The organism is Ferrimonas futtsuensis DSM 18154, assembly GCF_000422645.1.
GTDB classification, from domain to species: domain Bacteria; phylum Pseudomonadota; class Gammaproteobacteria; order Enterobacterales; family Shewanellaceae; genus Ferrimonas; species Ferrimonas futtsuensis.
This window is the reverse complement of the sequence record NZ_AUGL01000022.1, coordinates 25,714-48,127: the sequence shown is the minus strand read 5'-3', so window position 1 is coordinate 48,127 and position 22,414 is coordinate 25,714. Positions and strand designations below refer to the sequence as shown.

Annotated in this window: 20 protein-coding genes; all 20 read left to right on the top strand. The window is 61.1% G+C overall.

Going from position 1 to position 22,414, the window contains the following annotated elements; translation table 11 throughout:
• The first annotated feature begins 8 nt into the window (after nucleotides 1–8).
• Nucleotides 9–1,094 (top strand): flagellar basal body P-ring protein FlgI, encoded by a 1,086-nt coding sequence (locus G505_RS0114420; RefSeq protein ID WP_028110199.1) that lies wholly within the window; start codon nucleotides 9–11, stop codon nucleotides 1,092–1,094.
• A gap of 8 nt (nucleotides 1,095–1,102) precedes the next feature.
• Nucleotides 1,103–2,071 (top strand): flagellar assembly peptidoglycan hydrolase FlgJ, encoded by a 969-nt coding sequence (gene flgJ / locus G505_RS0114415; RefSeq protein WP_028110198.1) that lies wholly within the window; start codon nucleotides 1,103–1,105, stop codon nucleotides 2,069–2,071.
• Nucleotides 2,071–3,996: a flagellar hook-associated protein FlgK gene (flgK, locus tag G505_RS0114410; RefSeq protein WP_028110197.1), complete on the top strand. Its 1,926-nt coding sequence runs from the start codon at nucleotides 2,071–2,073 to the stop codon at nucleotides 3,994–3,996. The genes flgJ and flgK overlap by 1 nt, the downstream gene beginning before the upstream one ends.
• Before the next feature lie 9 nt (nucleotides 3,997–4,005).
• On the top strand, nucleotides 4,006–5,211 hold the full coding sequence (gene flgL, locus G505_RS0114405) for a flagellar hook-associated protein FlgL (protein WP_028110196.1): 1,206 nt from the start codon (nucleotides 4,006–4,008) through the stop codon (nucleotides 5,209–5,211).
• Nucleotides 5,212–5,468: 257 nt separating this feature from the next.
• The gene (locus G505_RS0114400) at nucleotides 5,469–6,932 is read left to right on the top strand and encodes a flagellin (RefSeq protein ID WP_028110195.1); all 1,464 of its coding nucleotides are present in this window, start codon (nucleotides 5,469–5,471) and stop codon (nucleotides 6,930–6,932) included.
• Between the two features lie 218 nt (nucleotides 6,933–7,150).
• A complete protein-coding gene (locus tag G505_RS22515; RefSeq protein ID WP_051216264.1) occupies nucleotides 7,151–7,540 on the top strand; it encodes a flagellar protein FlaG in 390 nt (129 codons plus the stop codon).
• 38 nt (nucleotides 7,541–7,578) lie between these two features.
• Nucleotides 7,579–8,937, top strand: a complete 1,359-nt coding sequence (gene fliD, locus G505_RS0114390; protein WP_028110194.1) for a flagellar filament capping protein FliD — start codon at nucleotides 7,579–7,581, stop codon at nucleotides 8,935–8,937.
• Nucleotides 8,934–9,254, top strand: a complete 321-nt coding sequence (locus G505_RS0114385) for a hypothetical protein (protein ID WP_028110193.1) — start codon at nucleotides 8,934–8,936, stop codon at nucleotides 9,252–9,254. Before fliD ends, G505_RS0114385 begins: the two co-directional genes overlap by 4 nt.
• 1 nt (nucleotide 9,255) lies before the next feature.
• The gene (gene fliS / locus G505_RS0114380; protein ID WP_028110192.1) at nucleotides 9,256–9,657 is read left to right on the top strand and encodes a flagellar export chaperone FliS; all 402 of its coding nucleotides are present in this window, start codon (nucleotides 9,256–9,258) and stop codon (nucleotides 9,655–9,657) included.
• A gap of 207 nt (nucleotides 9,658–9,864) precedes the next feature.
• Nucleotides 9,865–11,298, top strand: a complete 1,434-nt coding sequence (locus tag G505_RS0114375) for a sigma-54 dependent transcriptional regulator (RefSeq protein ID WP_028110191.1) — start codon at nucleotides 9,865–9,867, stop codon at nucleotides 11,296–11,298.
• Between the two features lie 146 nt (nucleotides 11,299–11,444).
• On the top strand, nucleotides 11,445–12,482 hold the full coding sequence (locus G505_RS0114370) for a sensor histidine kinase (RefSeq protein ID WP_157509223.1): 1,038 nt from the start codon (nucleotides 11,445–11,447) through the stop codon (nucleotides 12,480–12,482).
• Nucleotides 12,479–13,822, top strand: coding sequence for a sigma-54-dependent transcriptional regulator (locus tag G505_RS0114365; protein ID WP_028110189.1), 1,344 nt, complete (start codon nucleotides 12,479–12,481; stop codon nucleotides 13,820–13,822). The genes G505_RS0114370 and G505_RS0114365 overlap by 4 nt, the downstream gene beginning before the upstream one ends.
• Nucleotides 13,823–13,890: 68 nt before the next feature.
• On the top strand, nucleotides 13,891–14,205 hold the full coding sequence (gene fliE / locus G505_RS0114360) for a flagellar hook-basal body complex protein FliE (protein ID WP_028110188.1): 315 nt from the start codon (nucleotides 13,891–13,893) through the stop codon (nucleotides 14,203–14,205).
• Between the two features lie 18 nt (nucleotides 14,206–14,223).
• Nucleotides 14,224–15,963 carry a flagellar basal-body MS-ring/collar protein FliF gene (gene fliF, locus G505_RS0114355; protein WP_084644007.1) on the top strand — a complete coding sequence of 580 codons (1,740 nt, stop codon included), beginning with the start codon at nucleotides 14,224–14,226 and terminating at the stop codon, nucleotides 15,961–15,963.
• A complete protein-coding gene (gene fliG / locus G505_RS0114350; protein WP_051216262.1) occupies nucleotides 15,956–17,011 on the top strand; it encodes a flagellar motor switch protein FliG in 1,056 nt (351 codons plus the stop codon). The genes fliF and fliG overlap by 8 nt, the downstream gene beginning before the upstream one ends.
• Nucleotides 17,012–17,014: 3 nt before the next feature.
• Complete coding sequence (gene fliH, locus G505_RS21650; RefSeq protein ID WP_051216258.1) at nucleotides 17,015–17,974, top strand: flagellar assembly protein FliH; 960 nt, start codon at nucleotides 17,015–17,017, stop codon at nucleotides 17,972–17,974.
• Nucleotides 17,961–19,301 (top strand): flagellar protein export ATPase FliI, encoded by a 1,341-nt coding sequence (fliI, locus tag G505_RS0114340; protein ID WP_028110185.1) that lies wholly within the window; start codon nucleotides 17,961–17,963, stop codon nucleotides 19,299–19,301. Before fliH ends, fliI begins: the two co-directional genes overlap by 14 nt.
• 9 nt (nucleotides 19,302–19,310) lie before the next feature.
• Nucleotides 19,311–19,754: a flagellar export protein FliJ gene (gene fliJ / locus G505_RS0114335; RefSeq protein ID WP_028110184.1), complete on the top strand. Its 444-nt coding sequence runs from the start codon at nucleotides 19,311–19,313 to the stop codon at nucleotides 19,752–19,754.
• Nucleotides 19,755–19,879: 125 nt separating this feature from the next.
• Nucleotides 19,880–21,847 carry a flagellar hook-length control protein FliK gene (locus G505_RS0114330; RefSeq protein ID WP_028110183.1) on the top strand — a complete coding sequence of 656 codons (1,968 nt, stop codon included), beginning with the start codon at nucleotides 19,880–19,882 and terminating at the stop codon, nucleotides 21,845–21,847.
• A gap of 49 nt (nucleotides 21,848–21,896) precedes the next feature.
• On the top strand, nucleotides 21,897–22,406 hold the full coding sequence (gene fliL / locus G505_RS0114325) for a flagellar basal body-associated protein FliL (RefSeq protein WP_028110182.1): 510 nt from the start codon (nucleotides 21,897–21,899) through the stop codon (nucleotides 22,404–22,406).
• Nucleotides 22,407–22,414: the final 8 nt, after the last annotated feature.

Here is a 22,414-nt window from a genome sequence, read left to right as displayed (position 1 = left end):
CGACTAGGATGAGACTCTTTGCCGCACTGATGGCCCTGGTTCTGGCCCTGCCGGTTCAGGCGATGCGCCTCAAAGACATCACCGATGTTCAGGGTGTCCGCGACAACCAGCTGGTGGGCTATGGCCTGGTGGTGGGTCTGCCCGGCACCGGTGAGAAGGGGCAGTTTACCGAGCAGAGTTTTGCCACCATGCTCTCCAACTTCGGCATCAACCTGCCGCCCGGCACTCGCCCCAAGACCAAGAACGTGGCGGCGGTGGCGGTGCACGCCACCCTGCCGCCCTTTATCAAGCCCGGCCAGCAGATCGACGTCACCGTTTCCTCCGTCGGCAGCGCTAAGAGCCTGCGCGGTGGCACCCTGATTCAGACCTTCCTCAAAGGGGCCGACGGCAAGGTGTACGCCCTGGCCCAGGGCAGCCTGGTGGTGTCCGGCTTCTCCGCCGAAGGTGCCGATGGTTCCAAGGTGATTCAGAACACCCCGACCGTAGGCCGCATTCCCAACGGCGCCATCGTCGAGCGCAGCGTGCCCAGCCCCTTCGCCAACGGCGACTTCCTCACCTTCAACCTGCATCGCCCCGACTTCTCCACCGCCAAGCGGGTGGCCGACACCATCAATGGTCTGTTGGGCCCGGGTGTGGCCCGGGCCCAGGACGCCACCTCCATTCAGGTGTCTGCCCCCCGGGATCGCTCCCAGCGTGTTGCCTATCTGGCCACCCTGGAGAATCTCCATGTGGAGCCGGCAGAGGAGTCTGCCAAGGTGATCGTCAACAGCCGTACCGGCACCATAGTGGTGGGCAGTGAGGTGCGTCTGCTGCCCGCGGCGATCACCCATGGTGGTCTCACCGTGACCATCAGCGAAGCCTTCAGCACCTCTCAGCCCGGCATGCTGGCCGGCGGCAACACGGTGAACAACCCGGTGAGCAGCATCGGCGTCAACGAGTCTGCCCGGCGCATGTTCAAGTTTGATCCCGGTGTGACCCTGGATGAACTGGTGCGTGCGGTGAATCAGGTGGGGGCAGCCCCCTCGGACCTGATGGCGATCCTCGAAGCCCTTTCTCAGGCCGGCGCCTTGCGCGGCGAGCTGATCATCATCTAGGTGGCCATATGGATCCTTTGAAACAGCAGAATCAACACTACCTGGATCTTGCGGCCATGGACGACCTGAGGCAGAAAGCCCAGGCCGACCCCGATGCCTCCCTGGAGGAGGTGGCGCTGCAGTTTGAGGGGATCTTCCTCGGGATGATGCTCAAGGAGATGCGCAGTGCCAATAGCGCCTTCGAGACCGACTCGCCGTTTAACAGCCAGACCACCAACTTCTACCGGGATATGCAGGACCAGCAGCTGGTCAGTGAGCTGGCCGGCAAGGGGACCCTGGGGCTGGCGGATCTCATCGTGGCTCAGTTGGGGGGCGACGAGAACCTGACGCCGGCCTCGGTGCTGCGCGGCTCCAACAACGCCATCGCCCCTCACGCGCCGCTGGCGTCCGCGGCCACTCCGGTATCCGGGGCCGAGGCTGCAGCACAGACTCAGCCTGTTAAGGCTGCCCAGGAGGCGCCCCGTCCGCCTCTGGCCGCAGCCATCAATCCGGTGGACTTCTCTTCGCCACAGAGCTTCGTCAACAGCCTGATGCCTGAGGCGCGCAGAGCCGCCAAAGAGCTAGGGGTCAGCCCCGAGCTGCTGGTGGCCCAGTCGGCCCTGGAGACCGGCTGGGGCCGTAAGGTGCTTCCCTCCAAAGAGGGCAGCAGCCACAACCTGTTTAACATCAAGGCGGGCAGCAGCTGGCAGGGCGACAGCGTCAAGATCAATGCCCTCGAGGTGGAGCAGGGGGTGCCGGTGAAACGGCGCTCCGAGTTCAGGGTGTATGACAACATCCAACAGAGTTTTCAGGACTTCGTCGATTTTGTTCGCCGGCCGCGTTATCAGGATGCGCTGGATGCGGGCAACGACGAAGGGTTTATCCGTGGCTTGCAGCAGGCTGGCTATGCCACCGATCCTCAGTATGCCGATAAGGTACTGCAGGTGATGAAGCGTTTGATGGAGGGGGCGGTGTCCTCCTCTCAAGGGAGTAAATAATGGCAGACTTGATGAATATCGGCCGCTCTGGCGTCATGGCCGCCCAGAAGCAGATGCAGGTCACCTCGAATAACATCGCCAACGTCGGCACCGAAGGGTACTCCCGCCAGGTGGCTGAGCAGCGTACTTCTCAGTCACTGTTTATCGCCGGCAGCTTTGTGGGCTCCGGCACTTATGTGGCCGACGTCAAGCGCATCTACAACAGTTACGCCATGCGCGAACTGCACCTGTCCACCAGCCAGCTTTCCTACGCCAACATGTCCTGGCGCAAGGCGGACGAGCTCAACCAGGTGTTCTCCGTATCCGGCGATGCCATTCCCGAGTCGATGAACAACGCCTTCAAAGCGATCAATAACATGGCGGACATCCCCAATGACCTGAGTGCCCGGGACAACGTGCTGGTGTCATTGGGTCAGCTGGAGGGCGCGTTCGATACCGTTGCCGAAGGCCTGACCTCGCAGCTGCGTCAGACCAATGAGCAGGTACAGGTGACCGTCGATCGGGTCAATGCCATCACCACCGAGCTGGCGGACATCAACGGTCAGTTGATGAAGGTAGAGGGTAAGGACCTGCAGCTGTTGGATTATCAGAACCAGCTGATCACCGAGCTCAATGACTATGTCCAGGTGAACGTCATTGAGCAGGATTTCGGGGTGAAGAGTGTGATGATGGGCGGCGCCGCCATGCTGGTGTCCGGCCCCAACCAGCTGGAACTGGGCACCACCGATGGCGATCCGGTGCGTCATGAACTTCGCTACACCGTCGACACCGGCCAGAACAAGATCACCCTGGATGGCCGCGATGTTGGCGGACAGCTTCAGGCACTGATGGATTACCGTGACAACGTCTTGCTGCCCGCCGAGCGCGATCTGGGCAAGATGGCCCTGGGGCTGGCGGATGCCATGAACCAGGCCCAGGCCAACGGTTTCGATCTGGACGGCAATGTGGGCCAGGATCTGTTTGCCGACATTAACAGCCCGGAGATGTCCATCGGTCGCAGCGCCAGTTCGGGCAGCAACGCCGGCGGCACCGAGGTTGGGGTGAACATTGATGATGTGGGTGCGCTTACCGGGGGCAAATACACCCTGGTCTGGGATGGCGCCAACTATCAGATGACCGACGAGTATGGAAAGACCAGCACCCTGACCGCCGACCCGGATAATGCCAACCGCTTTGTCTCCGCCGAAGGGTTCAGCATCATTCAGGACACCAGTGGTGGGGCGCCCGTGGCTGGCGACAAATGGGCATTGATGCCCACCGCCAACGCGGCCAAGGGGCTCAGCCTGCAGATTGATAATCCACGCGCCCTGGCGGCCGCCGGCTACACCAAGGAAACCACCGCCGGTGACGGTGAAGCCACCCTGGTTTCCGTCGACAGGACCAACGCGGCGTTTCCTTCAGGGGAGGTCAATCTGTCGATCACCCCCAACGATCCGACCTCTGCGCCTCCGGGGCAGAACACCTACACCATGACCGATAAGGACGGCAATGCTCTGGCCAATGGCGTCTATACCGGGGATACCATCTCCGCCCTCGGGTTTTCGGTCAAGATTGAAGACAACACCACCGCCACCAGCAGCTTCAAGCTGAACATGGACTTTGCGGTGGGGGACAACGCCAATGCGGTGGCCATGGGCAACATTCCCAATCTCAAGCTGCAGGATGGCGGAAAGTCCACCCTGGCGGACACCTTCCAGGGGATCATCACCGAGGTGGGCAGCCAGGCGGCCGCCCAGGAGGTGGCCAGGACCTCGGCCCAGGCGGTGTATGACCAGGCCCTGAATCGGGTCGAGTCCGAGTCCGGGGTGAACCTGGATGAGGAAGCCGCCAATCTGATGCGTTTCCAGCAGGCTTACCAGGCCTCTGCCCGGGTGATGACCGTGGCCAAGGAAACCTTCGATACACTCTTTAATTCACTGCGATAGGGGGCGGGGATGCGCGTTTCCACCTTTCAGTTCTATAACCTGAACACCAACAACCTGACCAACTTGCAATCGCAGAACAACAAGACGCTTCAGAAGCTCTCCAGTGGCAAAGAGGTGAGCACCGCCGCCGATGATCCTGTGGCCAACATCGCCATCGAGAACCTCAAGCAGCAATCTGCGGTTCTGGCTCAGTACGAGGCCAACATCAACCTGGCCAACAACCGGTTGTCACAGGAGGAACCTTATTTGGCCTCCTACGAGACCCTGGTGATGGGCATGAAGGATATTATGCTGGAGGGGAACGACGGTTCTCTCTCCTGGGACAGCCGCAAGGTTCACGCCAGCGATCTGCGCTCCAATCTGGATGCCCTGGTGTCTCTGGCCAACAGTCAGGATGAGTCGGGCAACTATCTGTTCGCCGGCACCGCCAGCGACACTCAGCCCTTTGTGAATGCGGGCGGCGTGGTGACCTACGTGGGCAACTCCGGTCAGCGTACCGCCACCATCGGCGACGGAGTGACCCTGCCGGTGAACGACCCCGGTGACGAGGTGTTCTTTAATGTGCCCATCGCCAGCGGTGACTATCAGGCCGACTATGCCGGCGCCACCATGACCGAGAAGTTCTTTGTGGAAAGCGCCGAGGTGGTCAATCCGGCACTGACCCAGGCACCGGGCTACCGTTTTGATTTTGTTGATGACGGTGCCGGCAATGTGGCTTACGAGGTCTATGACGATGGCGGCACTCTGGTGACCGGCCCTACCGCGTTTGACCCCACTCAGCCACTGGCGTTCGATGGCATCGAAGTGACCATCAGTGGCGATCCCAGCATCGGTGACAGCCTTTCCATGGCGGAGCAGGAGAGCCGGGATCCCTTCAGTATCATCAACCGCGCCATCGAGATGCTGGAGTCGGAGGAGGGGCTGAAGAGTCCCCAGGCCCAGGCGGAGTATGGTCAGCTGCTGGGTGACATCACCGAGGTGTTCAATCACGCCACCGGGGTGCGTGCCGAGGTGGGTAACCGCATGAAGGCCCTGGAGACCTTCGAAAATCAGCACTCGGACATGAAGCTGGTGTCAGAAGGGGTGAAATCCAATCTGGAAGATCTGGACTACGCCGCGGCCATCTCCGAGTTTGAGCGCCAGACCCTGGCAATGAATGCCCTGACTCAGACCTTTGGCCGGGTCAACAGCACCACACTGTTCGACTTCATCTAGAGCTCGACCGCCAGAGCCACTGTTAACTGGATCACAAAATCGAACGCGATTGTGTCTGGTTACAGTGGCTTTTTTCATGTGTGCAAATAAGTCATTGAAAATTAACGGTAATCTTTCTTTTGTGTTTTTTTTGGAAAAAATGCAAAAAGGGCTAAAGGACTGAAAAACGCCGCCGATACCCTAATTGAAACCAGGACGCGCCACACAACTCGGCGCGACAATTAGGCAATAACGCCCGAGTTAACGAGGAAGACATCATGGCTTTAAGTGTAAATACCAACGTCACTTCCATGCAGGCCCAGAGCAACCTGAATAAGGCCAACAGCGCAACCCAAACCTCCATGGAGCGTCTGGCTTCTGGCATGCGCATCAACTCCGCCAAGGACGACGCCGCAGGTCTGCAGATCTCCAACCGTATGACCAGCCAGATCAACGGTCTGGATGTGGCAATGCGTAACGCCAACGACGGTATCTCCATCGCCCAGACCGCTGAAGGTGCCATGCAGGAGTCCACCAACATCCTGCAGCGTATGCGTGACCTGTCCCTGCAGTCCGCCAACGGCTCCAACGCTGCGGAAGACCGTGCGTCCATGCAGAAAGAGATCTCCGCTCTGCAGACCGAACTGACTCGTATCGCCGACACCACCGTGTTCGGTGGCCAGAAGCTGCTGGACGGCTCCTACGGCACCCAGTCCTTCCAGATTGGCGCCAACGCCAACGAAACCATCGGCATTAGCCTGAAGAACACCGGTGCCAAGGCCATCGGTTACAACAGTCAGACATTGGAAGGTGCCTCTGCCGGTCTGGGTGCTGCAGCTGCCGCTGGTACTACTTCTCCGGTAAACGGCGTGACCGCCACCACCCTGACCATCAGCGGTACAGAGTCTAAGGATATCTCAGTTAGCCTGAGCGACAGCGCCGAGACCATCGCCGCCGCCATCAACAAAGAGACCGCGGCCACCGGTGTTGAAGCTGACGCCAAGACCACTCTGAAGATGGACAGCCTGGGTGACGCAGGTCAGGTGTCCTTCGATTTGAATGGCACTGGTATCTCCGTGGCCGTGGCTGACAAGGATGACCTGAGCGGCATCGCCGAGGCCGTTAACGCCAAGACTGATACCACCGGTGTGACCGCGGCCATCGATGAGAACGGCGCCCTGGTGATGACCGACGCCGACGGCGGTAACATCGAGATTGAAGATTTCAACAACTCCGGTACCACCAAGACTGTTGATATCACTGCGGTTGACTTTGATGGCAATGATAACAACACTGTTACATTGACCGGCGCTGGTAACGACTCCACCACGGTAGGCGGAACCATTCAGCTGAAGTCTCAGGATGCGTTCAGCACCACTTCTACCACCGACACCGTGTCTCCGGCCACCACCATCACCGGTTCTACCCTGACCTCCGTGGACAGCGTAGACATCTCCACCGCTGACGGTGCCCAGAGCGCCATCGACATCATCGATTCCGCCATCGCGATGATCGACACCCAACGTGCTGACCTGGGTGCGACTCAGAATCGTCTGAACCACACCATCAACAACCTGGGTAACATTCAGACCAACGTGACTGACGCCCGTAGCCGTATCCAGGACGTGGACTTCGCCAAGGAAACCGCCGAGCTGTCCAAGCAGCAGGTTCTGTCTCAGTCCTCCTCTGCGATGCTGGCCCAGGCCAACCAGCTGCCTTCCGCAGCCCTGTCCCTGCTGTAACAGCAAGCGACCTCAGAAAAAGCCCGGCTCTGCCGGGCTTTTTTATGCCTCTAATTTACAAAGAGAAAAAAGGGTTAAAGCTTGTGCTAAGTTGGCCGATAACCTCAGTGACAGCGGTAGGACCTTTCCTGGGTGTCAAACCATTGACGGAGAGGGCCAGAGGCAGGGGACGGTAGGTGCCGTCTTTATTTAAGGCTATCTGAAGAGGAACCGGGACCATGGATAGCACCATCACGAGTGCGGTTGGCACAGCAGTTGCTACATCTTCCGTAAAACCAGAGTTTGCCGCCGAGCAACAGGCGGTCAAAGCACAACAGACAGAGGTGGTGGCCGCAGACGCGGTCACCGCAACCTCCAAGGCCGGAGAGGCAGCCAAAGAGGCGATGGATGAGCGTGTGGCCGAGGCAACACGGGGCATGAACGAGTTCTTTAACTCCATCGATAAGGACATTCGCTTCCACATTGATGAAGACACCAATCGCAGTGTGGTGAAGGTGGTTGAGGCAAAGAGTGGCGATGTGATCCGGCAAATTCCTTCCGAAGAGGTGCTGGAACTTGCCGCCCGCATGTCAGAGGCCAGTGGGCTCTTGGTCAAAGATACGATTTAACTCACTCTCCCGGGCGGGAGCGGAGCAGGGGTAACAGCATGGGCTTAACCGCAGTGGGCTTGGGATCAGGCCTGGACATCAACGGAATCGTAAGTGCATTGGTCAATGCAGAGAGGGCGCCAAAGGAAGCCTCTCTGAACCTGAAAGAGGCCAATGTTCAGTCGGAGATCTCCGCCATCGGCTCCATTAAGAGCGCCATGAGCAGCTTCCAGGACTCCTTGGAGAAGCTCGCCAGCGCCGATGAGTTCGATAAGCGCAAGGTGTCACTGAGCCAGGCGGACTTCCTCACGGCCACGGCAGACAAAGATGCGGTGACCGGCAGCTACAACGTTCAGGTGGAGCAGCTGGCGGAGAGTCAGAAAGTGGGTACGGGTTCTGTGGCCGACGTTACCGCGGCTCTGGGTGCCGGCTCCCTGACCCTGGATGTGGGCGGGGAGAGCTTCGTTGTTGCTGTGGAAGCCACCGACTCCATGCAGGACATCATGAAGAAGATCAATGATGCCGACGACAATACCGGCATCACCGCCACCATAGTGACCGATGACACCGGCAGTCGCCTGGTGATGACGTCTGATGAGACCGGGACCGCCAACAACATCAGTGTGACCTCCTCCGGCGACGCCGGACTGACGGCGGTATTCGATGCCACCTCACAGATTCAGGCGGCCAAAGACTCCATCGTCTACATCGATGGCCTCAAGGTGACCTCCTCCAGCAACACCGTCGATAAGGCGATCCAGGGGGTGAGCCTGGACCTGAAAAAGGCGGAAGTGGGGGAAACCACCAAGGTGACCATCAGCAACGACACGGGTGCGGTCAAGAAGAACATTGAGGCCTTTGTCGAAGCCTACAACGAGATGATGACCACAGTGTCCGACCTGAGCGGATACAACGCCGACACCAAGCAGGCCGGAGCCCTCCAGGGGGATGCCTTGCCCCGCTCTATTCAGAGTCAGATGCGCGGCTTGCTGGGCAGCACCTACGATACCTCAGACGGTGCCAAGTCCCTGTCCATGTTCGGTGTCTCCACGGACCGGTATGGCAAGCTGGAGATCGATGAAGATAAGCTGGATGCCGCCCTGAAGAACGACGCCACTGCGGTGATGGAGCTGTTCACCACAGAGGACACCGGCCTGGCGGCTAAGCTGGATACCACACTGGAGGCCTATGTCCAGTCTGGCGGCATCATCGAGGGACGGGATACCAGCCTCAAGAGTCAGCTGGACCGAATCACCGATGAGCGCACCAACCTGGCCACCAGGATGAAGAGTTATGAAAACCGCCTGTACAAGCAGTTCAATGCCATGGATGCGGCGGTCGCCTCTTTGAATGCACAGAGTGCCGATCTGGCCTCCAGATTCGAAGCCCTGCCAGGATTCACCAGGAAAACCTCATGAGTCAGCAGCAACTGGAAGCGATCACCCAGACCATCTCCAGTCTGCTTGAGCAGATTGCCGAAGCGGACGTGGATGGCCGTGAAGAGCTTCTGCCACAGCTTAATCAGCGCATCGAAGAGCGTCGTGCCTGCCTCGGAGAACTGCTGGACACCGAGCTGGCACAAGATCGGGAGTGGATTAAGCTCCAGCTGGATATTACCCGGGCCCTTGCCAAGCGCGGCAAGGCCCAACTCGACAAGCAACGCGATTCCCTCGGCGGCTACCGCAAGGGGCGTCAGCAAGTCTCCGTCTATCAGAATGTAGAATTAGGAAAGTAACATGCGTGGATCCCTGAAAGCCTACCGCCAGGTAAACGTAGAGAGCCAGAAAGCCGAAGCTTCGCCCCATAAGGTGGTGCAGCTGCTGCTGGGTGGCAGCATCGACAAACTGCTGCAAGCCAAGATGGCCATGGACTCCAATCAGGTTGCCAAGAAGGGAGAGCTCCTCGGTCGCACCATGGAGATCATCACCCACCTGAAAGCCTCTCTGGATCACCAGAAGGGCGGTGAGGTCGCCGCTAACCTGGACGCTCTCTACGACTACATGTTGCGTCGCATTGCCGAAGCCAACGCTGAGTCCGACGCCGCCACCATAGACGAAGTCATTGACCTGCTCAAGACCGTGAAAGAGGGCTGGGATGCGATCCCTGCCGAGCATCACAATATTAAGCAGCCCGCATGATCACATTTAAGCAACCTTGATTTCTGACCGCTTATTAAGCGTCAGGAGGATGGGTTGCTTGCTAATGCCTACTTTCCCATTACAATAACCGGACTCCCTGCGTTCACCCATTGAGGTGAAATTAGCCGAGGAGCCCGATATAAAGGCTGTTTTTAAGCAGCTTCTTGATTGATTTCCCACGATGTAGCTGTGGTCGGAAGATAAGTAATGCAGACAGAACAAAGCATATTATTAGTGGATTGGAACCAGGAGAGGTTCCAACAACTAAACTTTTTGCTTAACTTCCTGGGTGAAACCGTTGAAGCCGTTAAAATGGGGGATCTCCCCGGACGGCTCTCCGATGCCGAGCGATACCGAAGTGTGATCTTTGGGCACAACACTGAGGAAGACAAAGAGACCGCCATCGGCGTGCTCCGGGAGTTTCCTCACCAGCCCTTCCTGTGCCTGGATGCCCGTCCTCAGGAGATGGCCAATCTGGTCGGCGAGATCGCCCTGCCGTTCAGTTACGCCCAACTGACCGAGATGCTGCATTACTGCCAGGTGTACAACCGTACCCGGCATGAAGTTGCTCCCACCAGCGCCAACCAGACCAAGCTGTTCCGCAGCCTGGTGGGGCGCAGTGAAGCCATTGCCGAAGTGCGTCATCTGATGTCTCAGGTGGCGGAGACCGAAGCCACCGTGTTGGTGACCGGCCAGTCCGGCACCGGCAAAGAGGTGGTGGCCCGCAATGTTCACTATCTCTCCAAGCGTCGTAATGGTCCCTTCATCCCGGTGAACTGTGGAGCCATTCCTGCCGAGCTGCTGGAGAGTGAGCTGTTCGGCCATGAGAAGGGCGCCTTCACCGGCGCCATCGGCACCCGCAAGGGCCGCTTCGAGATGGCCGAGGGCGGCACCCTGTTCCTGGACGAGATTGGCGACATGCCTGCTCATATGCAGGTGAAGCTGTTGCGTGTGCTGCAGGAGAAAACCTTCGAACGTGTTGGTGGCACCAAGCCTCTGCAGGCGGATGTGCGCATCGTTGCCGCCACCCACCAGAATCTGGAGCAGATGATCGAGAAGGGCCGGTTCCGTGAGGACCTGTTCTACCGACTCAATGTGTTCCCCATCGAGATGCCCGCCCTGTCTGAGCGCAAAGAGGATATCCCTCTGTTGCTGCAGGAGTTGGTGAGCCGCCTGGAAGGGGAGGGCAAGGGCGCCGTTCGCTTTACCATGCGCGCTGTCGAGTCCCTGACCGCCCACCCCTGGTCCGGCAATGTCCGCGAGCTGTCCAATCTGGTGGAACGGATGGTGATCCTCTACCCCAACAGCCTGGTGGATGTGAACGATCTGCCGATGAAATACCGTCATGTTGATGTGCCCCAGTTTTCTCCCGAGTATCCGGAAGAGCTGCAGGAGCGCGATGCCCTGGCGGCCCTGTTCTCCGGGGAAGAGCCGGTGGAGCTGCCGGAACAGCGCTTCTCCTCCGAACTGCCCGAAGATGGGGTCAACCTCAAGGACATGCTGGCAGACCTGGAGGTGGAGATGATCCGCCAGGCGCTGGAGCAGCAAAACAGCGTGGTGGCCAAAGCGGCCGAGATGCTGGGCATGCGTCGTACCACCCTGGTTGAGAAGATGCGCAAGTACGGACTCGGCAAGTCCTGAACCCAGATCACAGAAAAAGGCTTTCCGGTCTCGATCGGAAAGCCTTTTTTTGTATGCTGGCCGCCACTCTCCACCAATATCTGGCATGGAACCTGCACATTTTGTGCGTTGCGTGACCATTTACGAATTTTTGACAGGACGACTACATGGCGTTAAGCCAAATCACCCCAGAGCCCCGCGAGAGACCTGAGAATCAGGCGGAGAGCCGGTTGCACCACCTGATGCAGTGTTTGCCCGCAGGCGTTCTGCTGCTCAATGACATGGGGGTGATCGAGCAAGCCAACCCGGCGGCGGTGGAGTTGCTGGGGATGGAGCTGGAAGGGCGGCCCTGGCGTCAAATCATTGACTCGGCGTTTGCCCCCCGGGCCGACGACGGTCACGAAGTTTCCCTGAAAAACGGTCGCCGTGTCAGCCTGACCACCCGCTCCCTGACGCCGGAATCCGGCCAGTTGCTGATGCTCACCGACCTCACCGAAACCCGCACCCTGCAGCGTAATGTCTCCCATATGGAGCGCCTGTCCGCTCTGGGCAAGATGGCGGCGTCTCTGGCTCACCAGATCCGCACCCCCCTCTCTGCCGCGCTGCTCTACGGGGCCAACCTCTCCAGCCCCCAGTTGGACGAGGCCGGCCGCAGCCGCTTCCAGCAGAAGCTGATGGCCAGGCTGGGTGAGCTGGAGCAGCGGGTCAACGATCTGCTGCTGTTTGCCCGTGGCGGCCATACCCACAAGAGCGAACCGGTGACAGTGTCCGCCCTGCTGGAGGAGCTAAGGAGCAGCTGCGAGGCGGTGCTGGCTCAGCGTCATGCCGACCTGAGCTTGGCGGTGGACGTTGATGCCTGCATCCTGGCCAACGCCAATGCCCTGCAGGGCGCCTTGCAGAACCTGGTGAATAACGCCCTGGAAGCGGAAGCCACCGCCTTGCGCATCAGCACCAGCGAACTCAAGGGCCGGGTGGTGATCCAGGTGGCGGACAATGGCAAGGGGATGACCCCGGAGCAGCAGCGCCAGGCGATGACCCCCTTTTTCACCACCAAGGCCAATGGCACCGGCCTGGGGTTGGCGGTACTCCAGTCCATCTGCCGGGCCCACGACGGCACCGTCAGCCTGGCCTCCCTGCCCGGACAGGGCAGCCAATTTACCCTGACCTTTCCCCGAGTCGAACAGCATGAGGAGCTGACTGCATGAGTAAACCCACCATCTTGGTTGTTGAAGATGACCTGGGACTCAGAGAAGCCCTGGTGGACACCCTGCTATTGGGTGGCTACCAATGCCTGGAGGCCAGCGATGGTGCCGAGGCCCTGATCCAATTGGGTCAGCAGCGCCCCGCCATGGTGATCTCCGATATTCAGATGGCCGGCATGGATGGGCTGGCCCTGCTCAAAGCGATTCGTGCCAAGGACCTGAACCTGCCGGTGCTGCTGATGACCGCCTACGGCACCATCGATGCCGCCGTAGACGCCATGCGCTGCGGCGCCAACGACTACCTGGCCAAGCCGTTCGCCCCCGAGGTGCTGCTGCATCAGGTGGAGCGCTACCTGCTGGCCCCGGCCGCCGAGGTTCATCAGCCTGTGGTGGCCGATGAAGCCAGCCTCAAACTGCTTGGCCTGGCCGAGCGGGTTGCCCAGTCCGATGCCTCGGTGATGATCACCGGCCCCAGTGGCTCAGGCAAAGAGGTACTGGCCCGCTATCTGCATCAGTGCTCCCCCAGAGCCGACGCCCCCTTCGTGGCGATCAACTGCGCCGCCATTCCGGAGAACATGCTGGAAGCCACCCTGTTCGGTTATGAGAAGGGCGCCTTCACCGGTGCGGTGTCCGCCTGTGCCGGTAAGTTTGAGCAGGCCCAGGGTGGCACCATACTGCTGGATGAGATCACCGAGATGGATCTCGGCCTCCAATCCAAGCTGCTGCGGGTATTGCAGGAGCGAGAGGTCGAGCGCCTGGGCAGCCGCAAGACCATCCAGTTGGATGTGCGGGTGCTGGCCACCTCAAACCGGGATCTCAAACAGGCGGTCGCCGAAGGGCGCTTCCGCGAGGACCTCTATTACAGGTTGAATGTCTTTCCCCTGAACTGGCTGCCCCTGAGCCAGCGTCCCGGTGACATCGTGCCCCTGGCCGAGCATCTCCTGGGCCGTCACCTGGGGGCTAAGGGGGTGGTTCCCCGCCTGGATGACGCCGCCAGGGCGAAGCTTGAGGCCCACAACTGGCCCGGCAACGTTCGTGAGCTGGAAAACGTGGTCCAGCGCGCCCTGATTCTCTGTGTCGGGGACAGCATAGGGGCTAACGACCTCTTTATCGATACCATGGAGATGCCCAGCGTGGCACCCAGGGTTCAACCCGAGGTCGAGGCCAAGGCTGACAGCCTGGGTGATGAGTTAAAACTTCAGGAACATCAGATTATTGTGGATGCTCTTGAGCAAAATGGCGGCAGTCGCAAGGCGGTGGCCGAACAGCTGGGGATAAGTCCCCGTACCCTGAGGTACAAATTGGCCAAGATGCGGGACATGGGGATTGAATTGCCGGCCTGAAGGCTGCACACTTCCCCCCCCGCCGTGTAGACAGATTGATGAACAGGTGTAACCAGGAGTAGCGCACAATGGAGATCGGCTCTAATCCCCTCATCAGCGAGATGCAACAGATGTCGCTGGAGGCAGACCCCAATGCCCTCAAGCCCACTGCGGGTCCGACGGGTGACTTCGAGTCCCTGTTGGGTGACGCCATCAATCACGTCAATGGCCTGCAGCAGACTGCGTCTGAGCTGGCCACCCGCATGGAACTGGGCGACACCAGTGTCACCCTGTCGGAGACGATGATCGCCAAGGAAAAGGCCGGCGTCGCCTTCGAAGCCACCATTCAGGTGCGCAACAAGATTGTAGAAGCATACAAAGAGATCATGAGTATGCCCGTCTAACGGGCTTAAGGTGTAGCGGTGGCAGAGGCGAATCAGTCAACACAATTGGCCCTGGGCGGTAACGACGCGCCCCTTCCCGCCATTGGCGGCGAGGGCAGCGGTGCCGTCGAGGAGAACAAGGCCAGTCCGTTAGGGGCCCTGGGTAATTCCGATACCCTGCGTCAGGTATCGTTGATCCTGGCGCTGACGGTGTTCCTGTTGATGGCGGTCTTCATCTTCCTCTGGGCTCAGGAGCCCGAGTATCGCCCCCTGGGCAAGATGGACACCGGAGAACTGGTTCAGACCCTGGATTTCCTGGATCAGCAGAAGATCGAATATCGGGTCGAGGGCAATGTGATCTCCGTGCCCGAAGAGATGTACGCCGACATTCGCCTGCAGATGACCCGTGCCGGCCTGCAGGGGAAAAGCAACACCGAAGAGGATTTCCTCAATCAGGAAAGCGGCTTCGGGGTCAGTCAGCGCCTGGAGAGTGCCCGCCTCAAACACACCCAGGAGCAGACCCTGGCCCGCGCCATCGAAGAGCTGCGCAGCGTCAACCGCGCCCGGGTGATCCTGGCCCTGCCCAAGACCAATGTCTTTGCCCGTCAGCAGGCCCAGCCCTCCGCCACTGTCGTGGTGGGGTTGACCCGTAACACCGAACTGCGTCAGACCGAAGTGGACGCCATCGTCGACATCGTCGCCTCAGCGGTGCACAACCTGTCTCCCAGCCGGGTGACCGTCACCGATCAGCATGGCCGGTTGCTGAACTCCGGCAGCCAGGACGCCGTCTCCAGCCGGGCCCGTCGCGAGCTGGAGGTGGAATCCCAGCAAGAGCAGGCGATGCTGAAGAAAATCGACTCCATCCTGATCCCGGTTCTGGGGCTGGGCAACTACACCGCCCAGGTGGACGTCACCATGGACTTCTCCGCGGTGGAGGAGACCTCGAAACGCTTCAATCCCGACCTGCCCTCACTGCGCAGCGAGATGGTGGTCACCGACAATCAGAATGGCCAGGGCTCCATGGGGATCCCCGGTGCCCTGACCAACCAGCCTCCGATGGAATCGGCCATTCCCCAGGAAGCGGGCGCCGGCGTCAACGAGTCCCTGGTTCAGGGCAACCGTCGCAACCGTTCCGAGGCCACTCGCAACTACGAGCTGGACTCCACCATCAGCCATGTGCGCCAGCAGGTGGGCGTGGTCAACCGGGTCACCGTGTCCCTGGCGGTGGATTATGCCCTGGTGCCCGGTGCCGAGGGCGAGCCCGCCCGGCCCCAGCCGCGCTCCGCCGAGGAGCTGGCCAGCCTGAAACGTCTGCTGGAGGGCAGCATCGGCTTTAACAATCAGCGCGGTGACCTAGTGGAGGTGATCTCCATCCCCTTCGCCGAAGGGATCTCCCTGGAGGAGCCGGAATTGCCGATGTGGGAGCAGCCCTGGTTCTGGCGTAGCCTGAAGATGGGGGGGGGCCTGATCATCATCGTGGTGCTGCTGCTGGTGGTGGTGCGTCCGCTGATCAACCGCCTGCTCAACCCCGACGGCGACAAGACCAAGGCCCTGGAGCCTGGTGATGAGCTGGCGGAGATCGAGGATCAGTACGCCGCCGATACCCTGGGCGTCCTGGCCCAGACCGAAGGCGACTACAGCTATGCCGAAGACGGCTCCATTCTGCTGCCGGATCTTCATAAAGACGACGACATGCTGCGGGCCATCCGTGCCCTGGTGGCCAACGAGCCCGAGCTGTCGACCCAGGTAGTTAAACATTGGTTGGAAGAAGATGCCTGATCTGCCACAGACCACAGGCGGGGCGGTGACCCCGGCCGGCGACTTTGATGTCAACAATCTGAACGGGATTGAGAAGACCGCCATTCTGCTTCTCAGCCTGTCCGAGTCCGACGCCGCTCAGGTTCTGAAGAATCTGGAGCCCAAGCATGTCCAGAAGGTGGGCATGGTGATGGCGGGCATCAACAACTTCAGCCAGGACAAGGTGACTGCGGTCCACCGTCTGTTTCTGGAGCAGATCAAGAAGTTCTCCTCCATTGGCCTCAACAGCCAGGAGTTTGTGCGTAAGGCACTGACCCAGGCCCTGGGTGAGGACAAGGCGGGCAACCTCATCGACCAGATTGTCATGGGCCACGGCGCCACCGGTCTGGACTCCCTCAAGTGGATGGACGCCCGTCAGGTGGCCAACATCATTCAGAACGAACACCCGCAGATTCAGACCATTGTGCTCTCCTATCTGGAACCGGATCAGGCGGCTCAGATCATGAGTCAGTTCACCGAGCGGGTGCGCCTGGACCTGATGTTGCGTATCGCCAACCTGGAGGAGGTGCAGCCTGCAGCCCTGCAGGAGCTGAACGACATCATGGAGAAGCAGTTTGCCGGCCAGGCCGGTGCACAGGCGGCCAAGATGGGCGGCCTGAAGGCGGCGGCCAACATCATGAACTATCTGGACACCGGCATCGAAGGCCAGCTGATGGAGTCGATCCGCGATTCCGACGAAGAGCTGGGCCAGCAGATCCAGGATCTGATGTTCGTGTTCGAGAACCTGGCGGACATGGACGACCGGGCGATGCAGGTGATTCTGCGCGATCTGCAGCAGGAGGTGCTGATTCGTGCCCTCAAAGGGGCCGACGACCAGCTCAAGGAGAAGATCCTGGGCAACATGTCCAAGCGTCAGGCCGAGCTGGTGCGGGACGACCTCGAGGCGATGGGACCGGTACGTATCTCCGAAGTGGAATCGGCTCAGAAAGAGGTGCTGGCGGTGGCCAGGCGCCTCGCCGATGCCGGCGAGATCATGCTGGGCGGCGCCGGTGGCGAAGAGTTCCTCTAATCCATGAGCCAGGAAACCCGCGTCAAATTCAACCGCCGCCTGGCAGGCCAGTTAGAGGCCAGCGAAGCGGAGCAGTGGCAACTTCCCGATGTGGGGGAGGTGGTCACCGGGCCCTCTCCCCTGGCACTGAACATCTCCAGCGGCGAACCCGAACCTCAGGTCGAGGAGGAGGAGGCGCCCGCCCCTCCGACCCTGGCAGAGATCGAATCCCTCCGGGAAGACGCCCATCAGGAGGGGTATGAGGAAGGCCTGAATCAGGGCACCCAGAAGGGGCTGGAAGAGGGCCGTCTAAAAGGTCTGGAAGAGGGACATACCCAGGGTTATGAGCAGGGCCTCGAGCAGGGCCTGGAGGAGGGCAGGGCCCGCATCCAGGCGCAGATGGCCCAGCTCGATGCCTTGTTGAACCAACTGGTGGAACCCCTTCAGGCAGTGGATAATCAAGTGGAGCAGGAGCTGGTGGAGCTGACTCAGCATCTGGCCCGGGCGGTGATTGGCTGTGAAGTGAAGACCCAGCCCGAACCGCTGCTGCTGGCCCTGCGTCAGGCAGTGGATGCCCTGCCCAGCCGGGAGCAGACGGTCACCATTCAGCTGGGTGCCGAGGATCTGCAACTGGTGCGCGACAGCTACGGCGACGAAGAGCTTGCCCGCCGCCACTGGCAGCTGGAGCTGGAGCCTAGCCTCGGCCGGGGCAGCCTCAAGGTGCTGACTCAGCGCTCCGAGGTGGCCATGCCTCTGCCTGAGCGCATCGAGACCATCTTCAATCAGTTTACCAATCAGCCTCGCCCCGCCGTGGACGAGCCTGCCTACCCCCAGTTCCAGAGTGTCCCCCCTCAACCCGAGGTGACCGACGCGCCCGCCCCTGGCGACGCGGCGCAGCCACCGGCACAGGCCGAGGCCCCAACTCAGCCTGTTGACCCCGAGGCTGCCCCAGCCCAGCAGAGTCCGGGCCATGGAGCAGCGTAGCCAGCGTCTGACCCAGCGCCTGAAGGCCTGGCACCACAATGTGGCCAGCAACAAGCCGGTGGCGTCGGGTCAACTGCTGCGGGTGGTGGGCCTGACCCTGGAAGCCGTGGGCTGCCGGGCACCCGTCGGCTCCCTCTGTTCCATCGATACCCTGTCCGGTGAGATCCTGGCCGAGGTGGTGGGCTTCGATGATCAGCTCCTCTATCTGATGCCCATCGAAGAGATGAAGGGCGTGCTTCCCGGAGCCAGGGTGACTCCCATCGGCGGCCGGCGCGGACTGGCGGTGGGGGATGCCCTGCTGGGCAGGGTGATCGACGGCAATGGTGAACCCATCGATGGCTTGGGTCCCTTAAAGACCCGCCATCGCGCCGCCCACAGTGCGCCTCTGCTCAACCCCATGGCCCGTCGGGCCATCAGCCAGCCCATAGACACCGGCGTTCGCGCCATCAATGCCCTGCTGACCGTGGGGCAGGGCCAGCGGATGGGCCTGTTTGCCGGTTCCGGTGTGGGTAAATCCGTGCTGCTGGGGATGATGACCCGGGGCACCAACGCCGATGTCATCGTCGTCGGCCTGGTGGGGGAGCGTGGCCGCGAGGTGAAGGAGTTCATCGAGGAGATCCTCGGTCCCGAAGGTCGCGCCCGCGCCGTGGTGGTGGCCGCTCCGGCGGACAACAGTCCGATGATGCGGCTGCGCGCCTGCGAAACCGCGACCCGCATCGCCGAGTATTTCCGTGATTGCGGCAAGAACACCCTGCTGCTGATGGACTCCCTCACCCGTTATGCCCAGGCTCAGCGGGAGATCGCCCTGGCCATCGGTGAGCCGCCGGCCACCAAGGGCTATCCGCCGTCGGTGTTCGCCAAGCTGCCCAAACTGGTGGAGCGAGCCGGTAACGGCGGCCCGGGCCAGGGCAGCATCACCGCATTCTATACCGTACTCACCGAGGGGGACGACCAGCAGGATCCCATCGCGGATGCCTCCCGGGCGATCCTCGACGGTCACATCGTACTGTCGCGCCAGTTGGCGGAGAGCGGCCACTACCCGGCCATCGACATCGAAGCCTCCATCAGCCGGGTGATGCCCATGGTGACCGAGCAGTTGCACCAGACCGCCGCGCAGATGGTCAAGCAGCTCTGGTCCGCCTATCGTCAGAATCAGGATTTGATTGCCATCGGGGCCTACTCCCAGGGCTCGGATCCCAAGGTGGACAAGGCGATCGCCATGCAGCCCGCGTTCAACGCCTTCCTGCGTCAGGAGATGCGGCGCCCGGCCAATTACACCGAAAGTCTGGAGCAGCTGGCGCGACTGGCTGCCAACTGCAAGTACTAGGGGTAAGCCGTGGCCGATCCCAAGCAGCTGGCAAAGGTACTGGAACTGGCGGACAAGGAGCTGGAAGCGGCTCAACTGCAGCTGCGCAGCGCCCAGTCCCAGGTCAACGCCCTGAGGGAACAGCTCAGGAGCCTGGAAGCCTTTCGCATGGACTACGTGCGTCAGGCGGCAGAGAAGACCGGCGATAAATTGGCGGCCAACCATTATCAGCAGTACTACCACTTTGTGGCCCGTCTCGACGGGGCGGTCGATCAGCAGCATCAGCAAATTCAGGCCGCCGAACAGGCTGTGGGTCAGTTTCAGCAGCAGTGGCAGAAGATTCAGCAAAAGCAGAAGGCCCTGGCCCTGCTTATCGACAAGGAGCACGCCCGACGTCGTGCCCGGGCAGACAAACGGGAGCAGGTGGAGCTGGATGAGTTCGCCCTGCAGCAGTTTCTTCGTCGCCAGCCATAACCCGCTGGGGGGGACGCCTGAGGGCTTCAAAGTTGTGGCACGAAGCTTGCTCATAACTTGGCATTAACGTAGAGCCGACATCGGCCTCTGCCGGTTCCATTGTCAGCCAGGAGTTGTAACGACCTATGGAAGCTCGACTGCAGGTCACTCAGACCCCCTCGGTGCTCAGCACCGCCCCCGCTTCAAAGGGCGCGTCCGACGACGGCTTCGAGGCGGCGCTGGCCGATGCGACTGAAGCCAGTCAGGGCAATGGGGCAAAGCCCCAGGCGATTGAGGGCGAGCCCGGCGCATTATCAGAGAGTTCGGAGAAAAGCACCGAACCGGCCAAGGCAGAGGCCCTTGCCGATTCGTCGACGGCGCCACGCTCAGGCGATGTTCAGAACGAGGGGACAAGCGACGCTCTGGGACCGGACGGTGACGGCGTCGAGGATGGGGTGGAGCCGGCCATGGCGTCGCACAACGCCGCACCTGGGGTGCCCCAAACCACCGAAGCGGAACCCGCCGACCTGCAGGGCGACGTTTCCTCCAGGGTGGCAACTCAGGCAGAAGCGGGGCGGCAACAATCTGCCTCCGGCAATGCTGAGGATGTCGACGTTTCCGTTGCCGGGGACGCCGAGCAGACCCCACTGACAACCGCAGCGGAAACCGAACGGGTGGCAGCCAAGGTCACACAGGTGACCGAGGGTGAGCCGCCGAAACAGCCGCCGGTGGACAAGGTTGACCCCATCAAGGGGCGGCCCGTTGCCGATGGCGACTCGCCGAACTTAGGTGCACCCGGCCTGGCTGTTGCCGATGACGCCAAGCCAAGACGAGGCGCTTCTGAACCGGGCCTGGAGAGCCGGGCACAGGCCGCCACTGCGGCTGTCGGCAAACGAGCCGGCGATCGGCTCACCGACCCTAAGGCTGAAGCAGGGCTTCCTGAGGAGAAGGCCGCCGCGCCGACACCCATTGGGCTCAGTGGCGGGGAGAAACCGGCCGAATCACACTCCGCGGGCCAGCCCTCCCAGGGAAAGGCCGACACATCCCCCTTTGCCCTGCTGAGCCAGAGTGGAGGCGAGGGTGAGGCAGCCGATGCTGAAGGCGAAGCGGGGACCCAGGCCCCAACCAGCCCTAAGGCAGTTGCCAAACAGGATCTGACGGCGCCCCTGGCCACTCAGGCCGGCGAGACGCCTAAGTCAACCGTGATTGGCGAGGGGAAGGCCTCTCCCAAGCGCGACGCCAACCAGGAACCCAAGGCCCTCTCCGGCAGTGAGTTGCTGGCCCAGCTGCAAGGCAGCCGGGAGGTCCAAACCAAACTCGACGGTGAGCCCCAGCCACAGAAGCTGGATGCGGCATCCCGTCAGGCCATGGGCGACACCGCTGCCATGGCTCAGGCCCCTGGCACTCAGAAGCTGGTGGCTGAGAAGTTGGATCCGGAATTGGCCAAAGAGGTGAGCGCCCTGCAGGGCGCTCAGCTCAAGGCGGAATCAGGCCTGCGCAGTGCTCAGGCCACCGCCGAGATGACGCTGCAGCCTCAGGCCCAGCTGCAGGAAGCCGCGCCTGTGGCGGCCAGCGCAGAGCAGGGCGACGGGTTGGAACTGGACCCTGGCCATCGCCTCCAGCAGGGCAGAACCCCGGAGGCGGCCCGGCCAGCCCAGGCCGAAGCCCAACAGGCGGCCATGAGACAACCGGTCGCCGCAGAGCGGATGGCGCCTGAGCTGCGTGAGCGGATGATGATGATGATCAACAGCCGCACCAACCAGGCGGAGATTCGTCTGGATCCGCCGGAGCTGGGTGCCCTGCAGATCAAGATTCAGATGAACGGTGACCAGGCTCAGGTGCAGCTTCATACCCAGCAGGCCCAGACCCGGGAGATGGTGGAGCAGGCCCTGCCTCGCCTCCGTGAGATGCTGGCGCAGCAGGGGATTACCCTGGCAGACACCCAGGTAAGCCACGGCGGCGGTGGTCAGGCCGGTACCCAGGAGGGGGAAGCCGCCGGCGAGGGTTCGGCCCTGGGCGGTGATGGCATGGTCGAGGCCAGCGATGAGGCCCTGGTCACTGTCCAGCAAATGACCGGCCGCAACGCCGATGGCGGTATCGATTATTACGCGTAATTCGGGGTATGTTACCCTGAACAGGTTTTAGAGAAGACGGACTGACAACATGGCAGAAGAAGAGTCCCTGCAACTGGAAGTGAACGAGCCGAAAAAGCGCCCCAAGTGGATGATGATCGCCATCATTGCCGGTGCCGGCATCCTGTTGGCGGCCATCGTTGCCGGGGTAGTAATGTTCCTCAGCGACGACGGTGAAGAGCGAGCCGAACAGGTGGAGATCAGCACCCCGCTGACCCAGGGGGATGCCCTCTATGTGGGGATGCCGCGGCCATTCCTGTTCAATCTTCCCGGCGAAAAGCGCAGTTACCTGGTGCAGATCAAGGTGCAGATCCAGGTGCGTGGCTATGCGGACCAGGAGATTGCCAAGAAGCACATTCCCCTGATTGAGGACTCTTTGCTGTCCACCTTCAGCTCTGCCGATGCCAAGCAACTCTCCACCCGGGAGGGTAAAGAGGAGCTGCGCACCCAGGCACTGATCAATGTGCAGACCACCCTACAGGGAATCACCGGCAGGCCCGTGGTGGAACGGGTCCTGTTTACCGGCTTTGTAATGCAATAAGAGAGTCT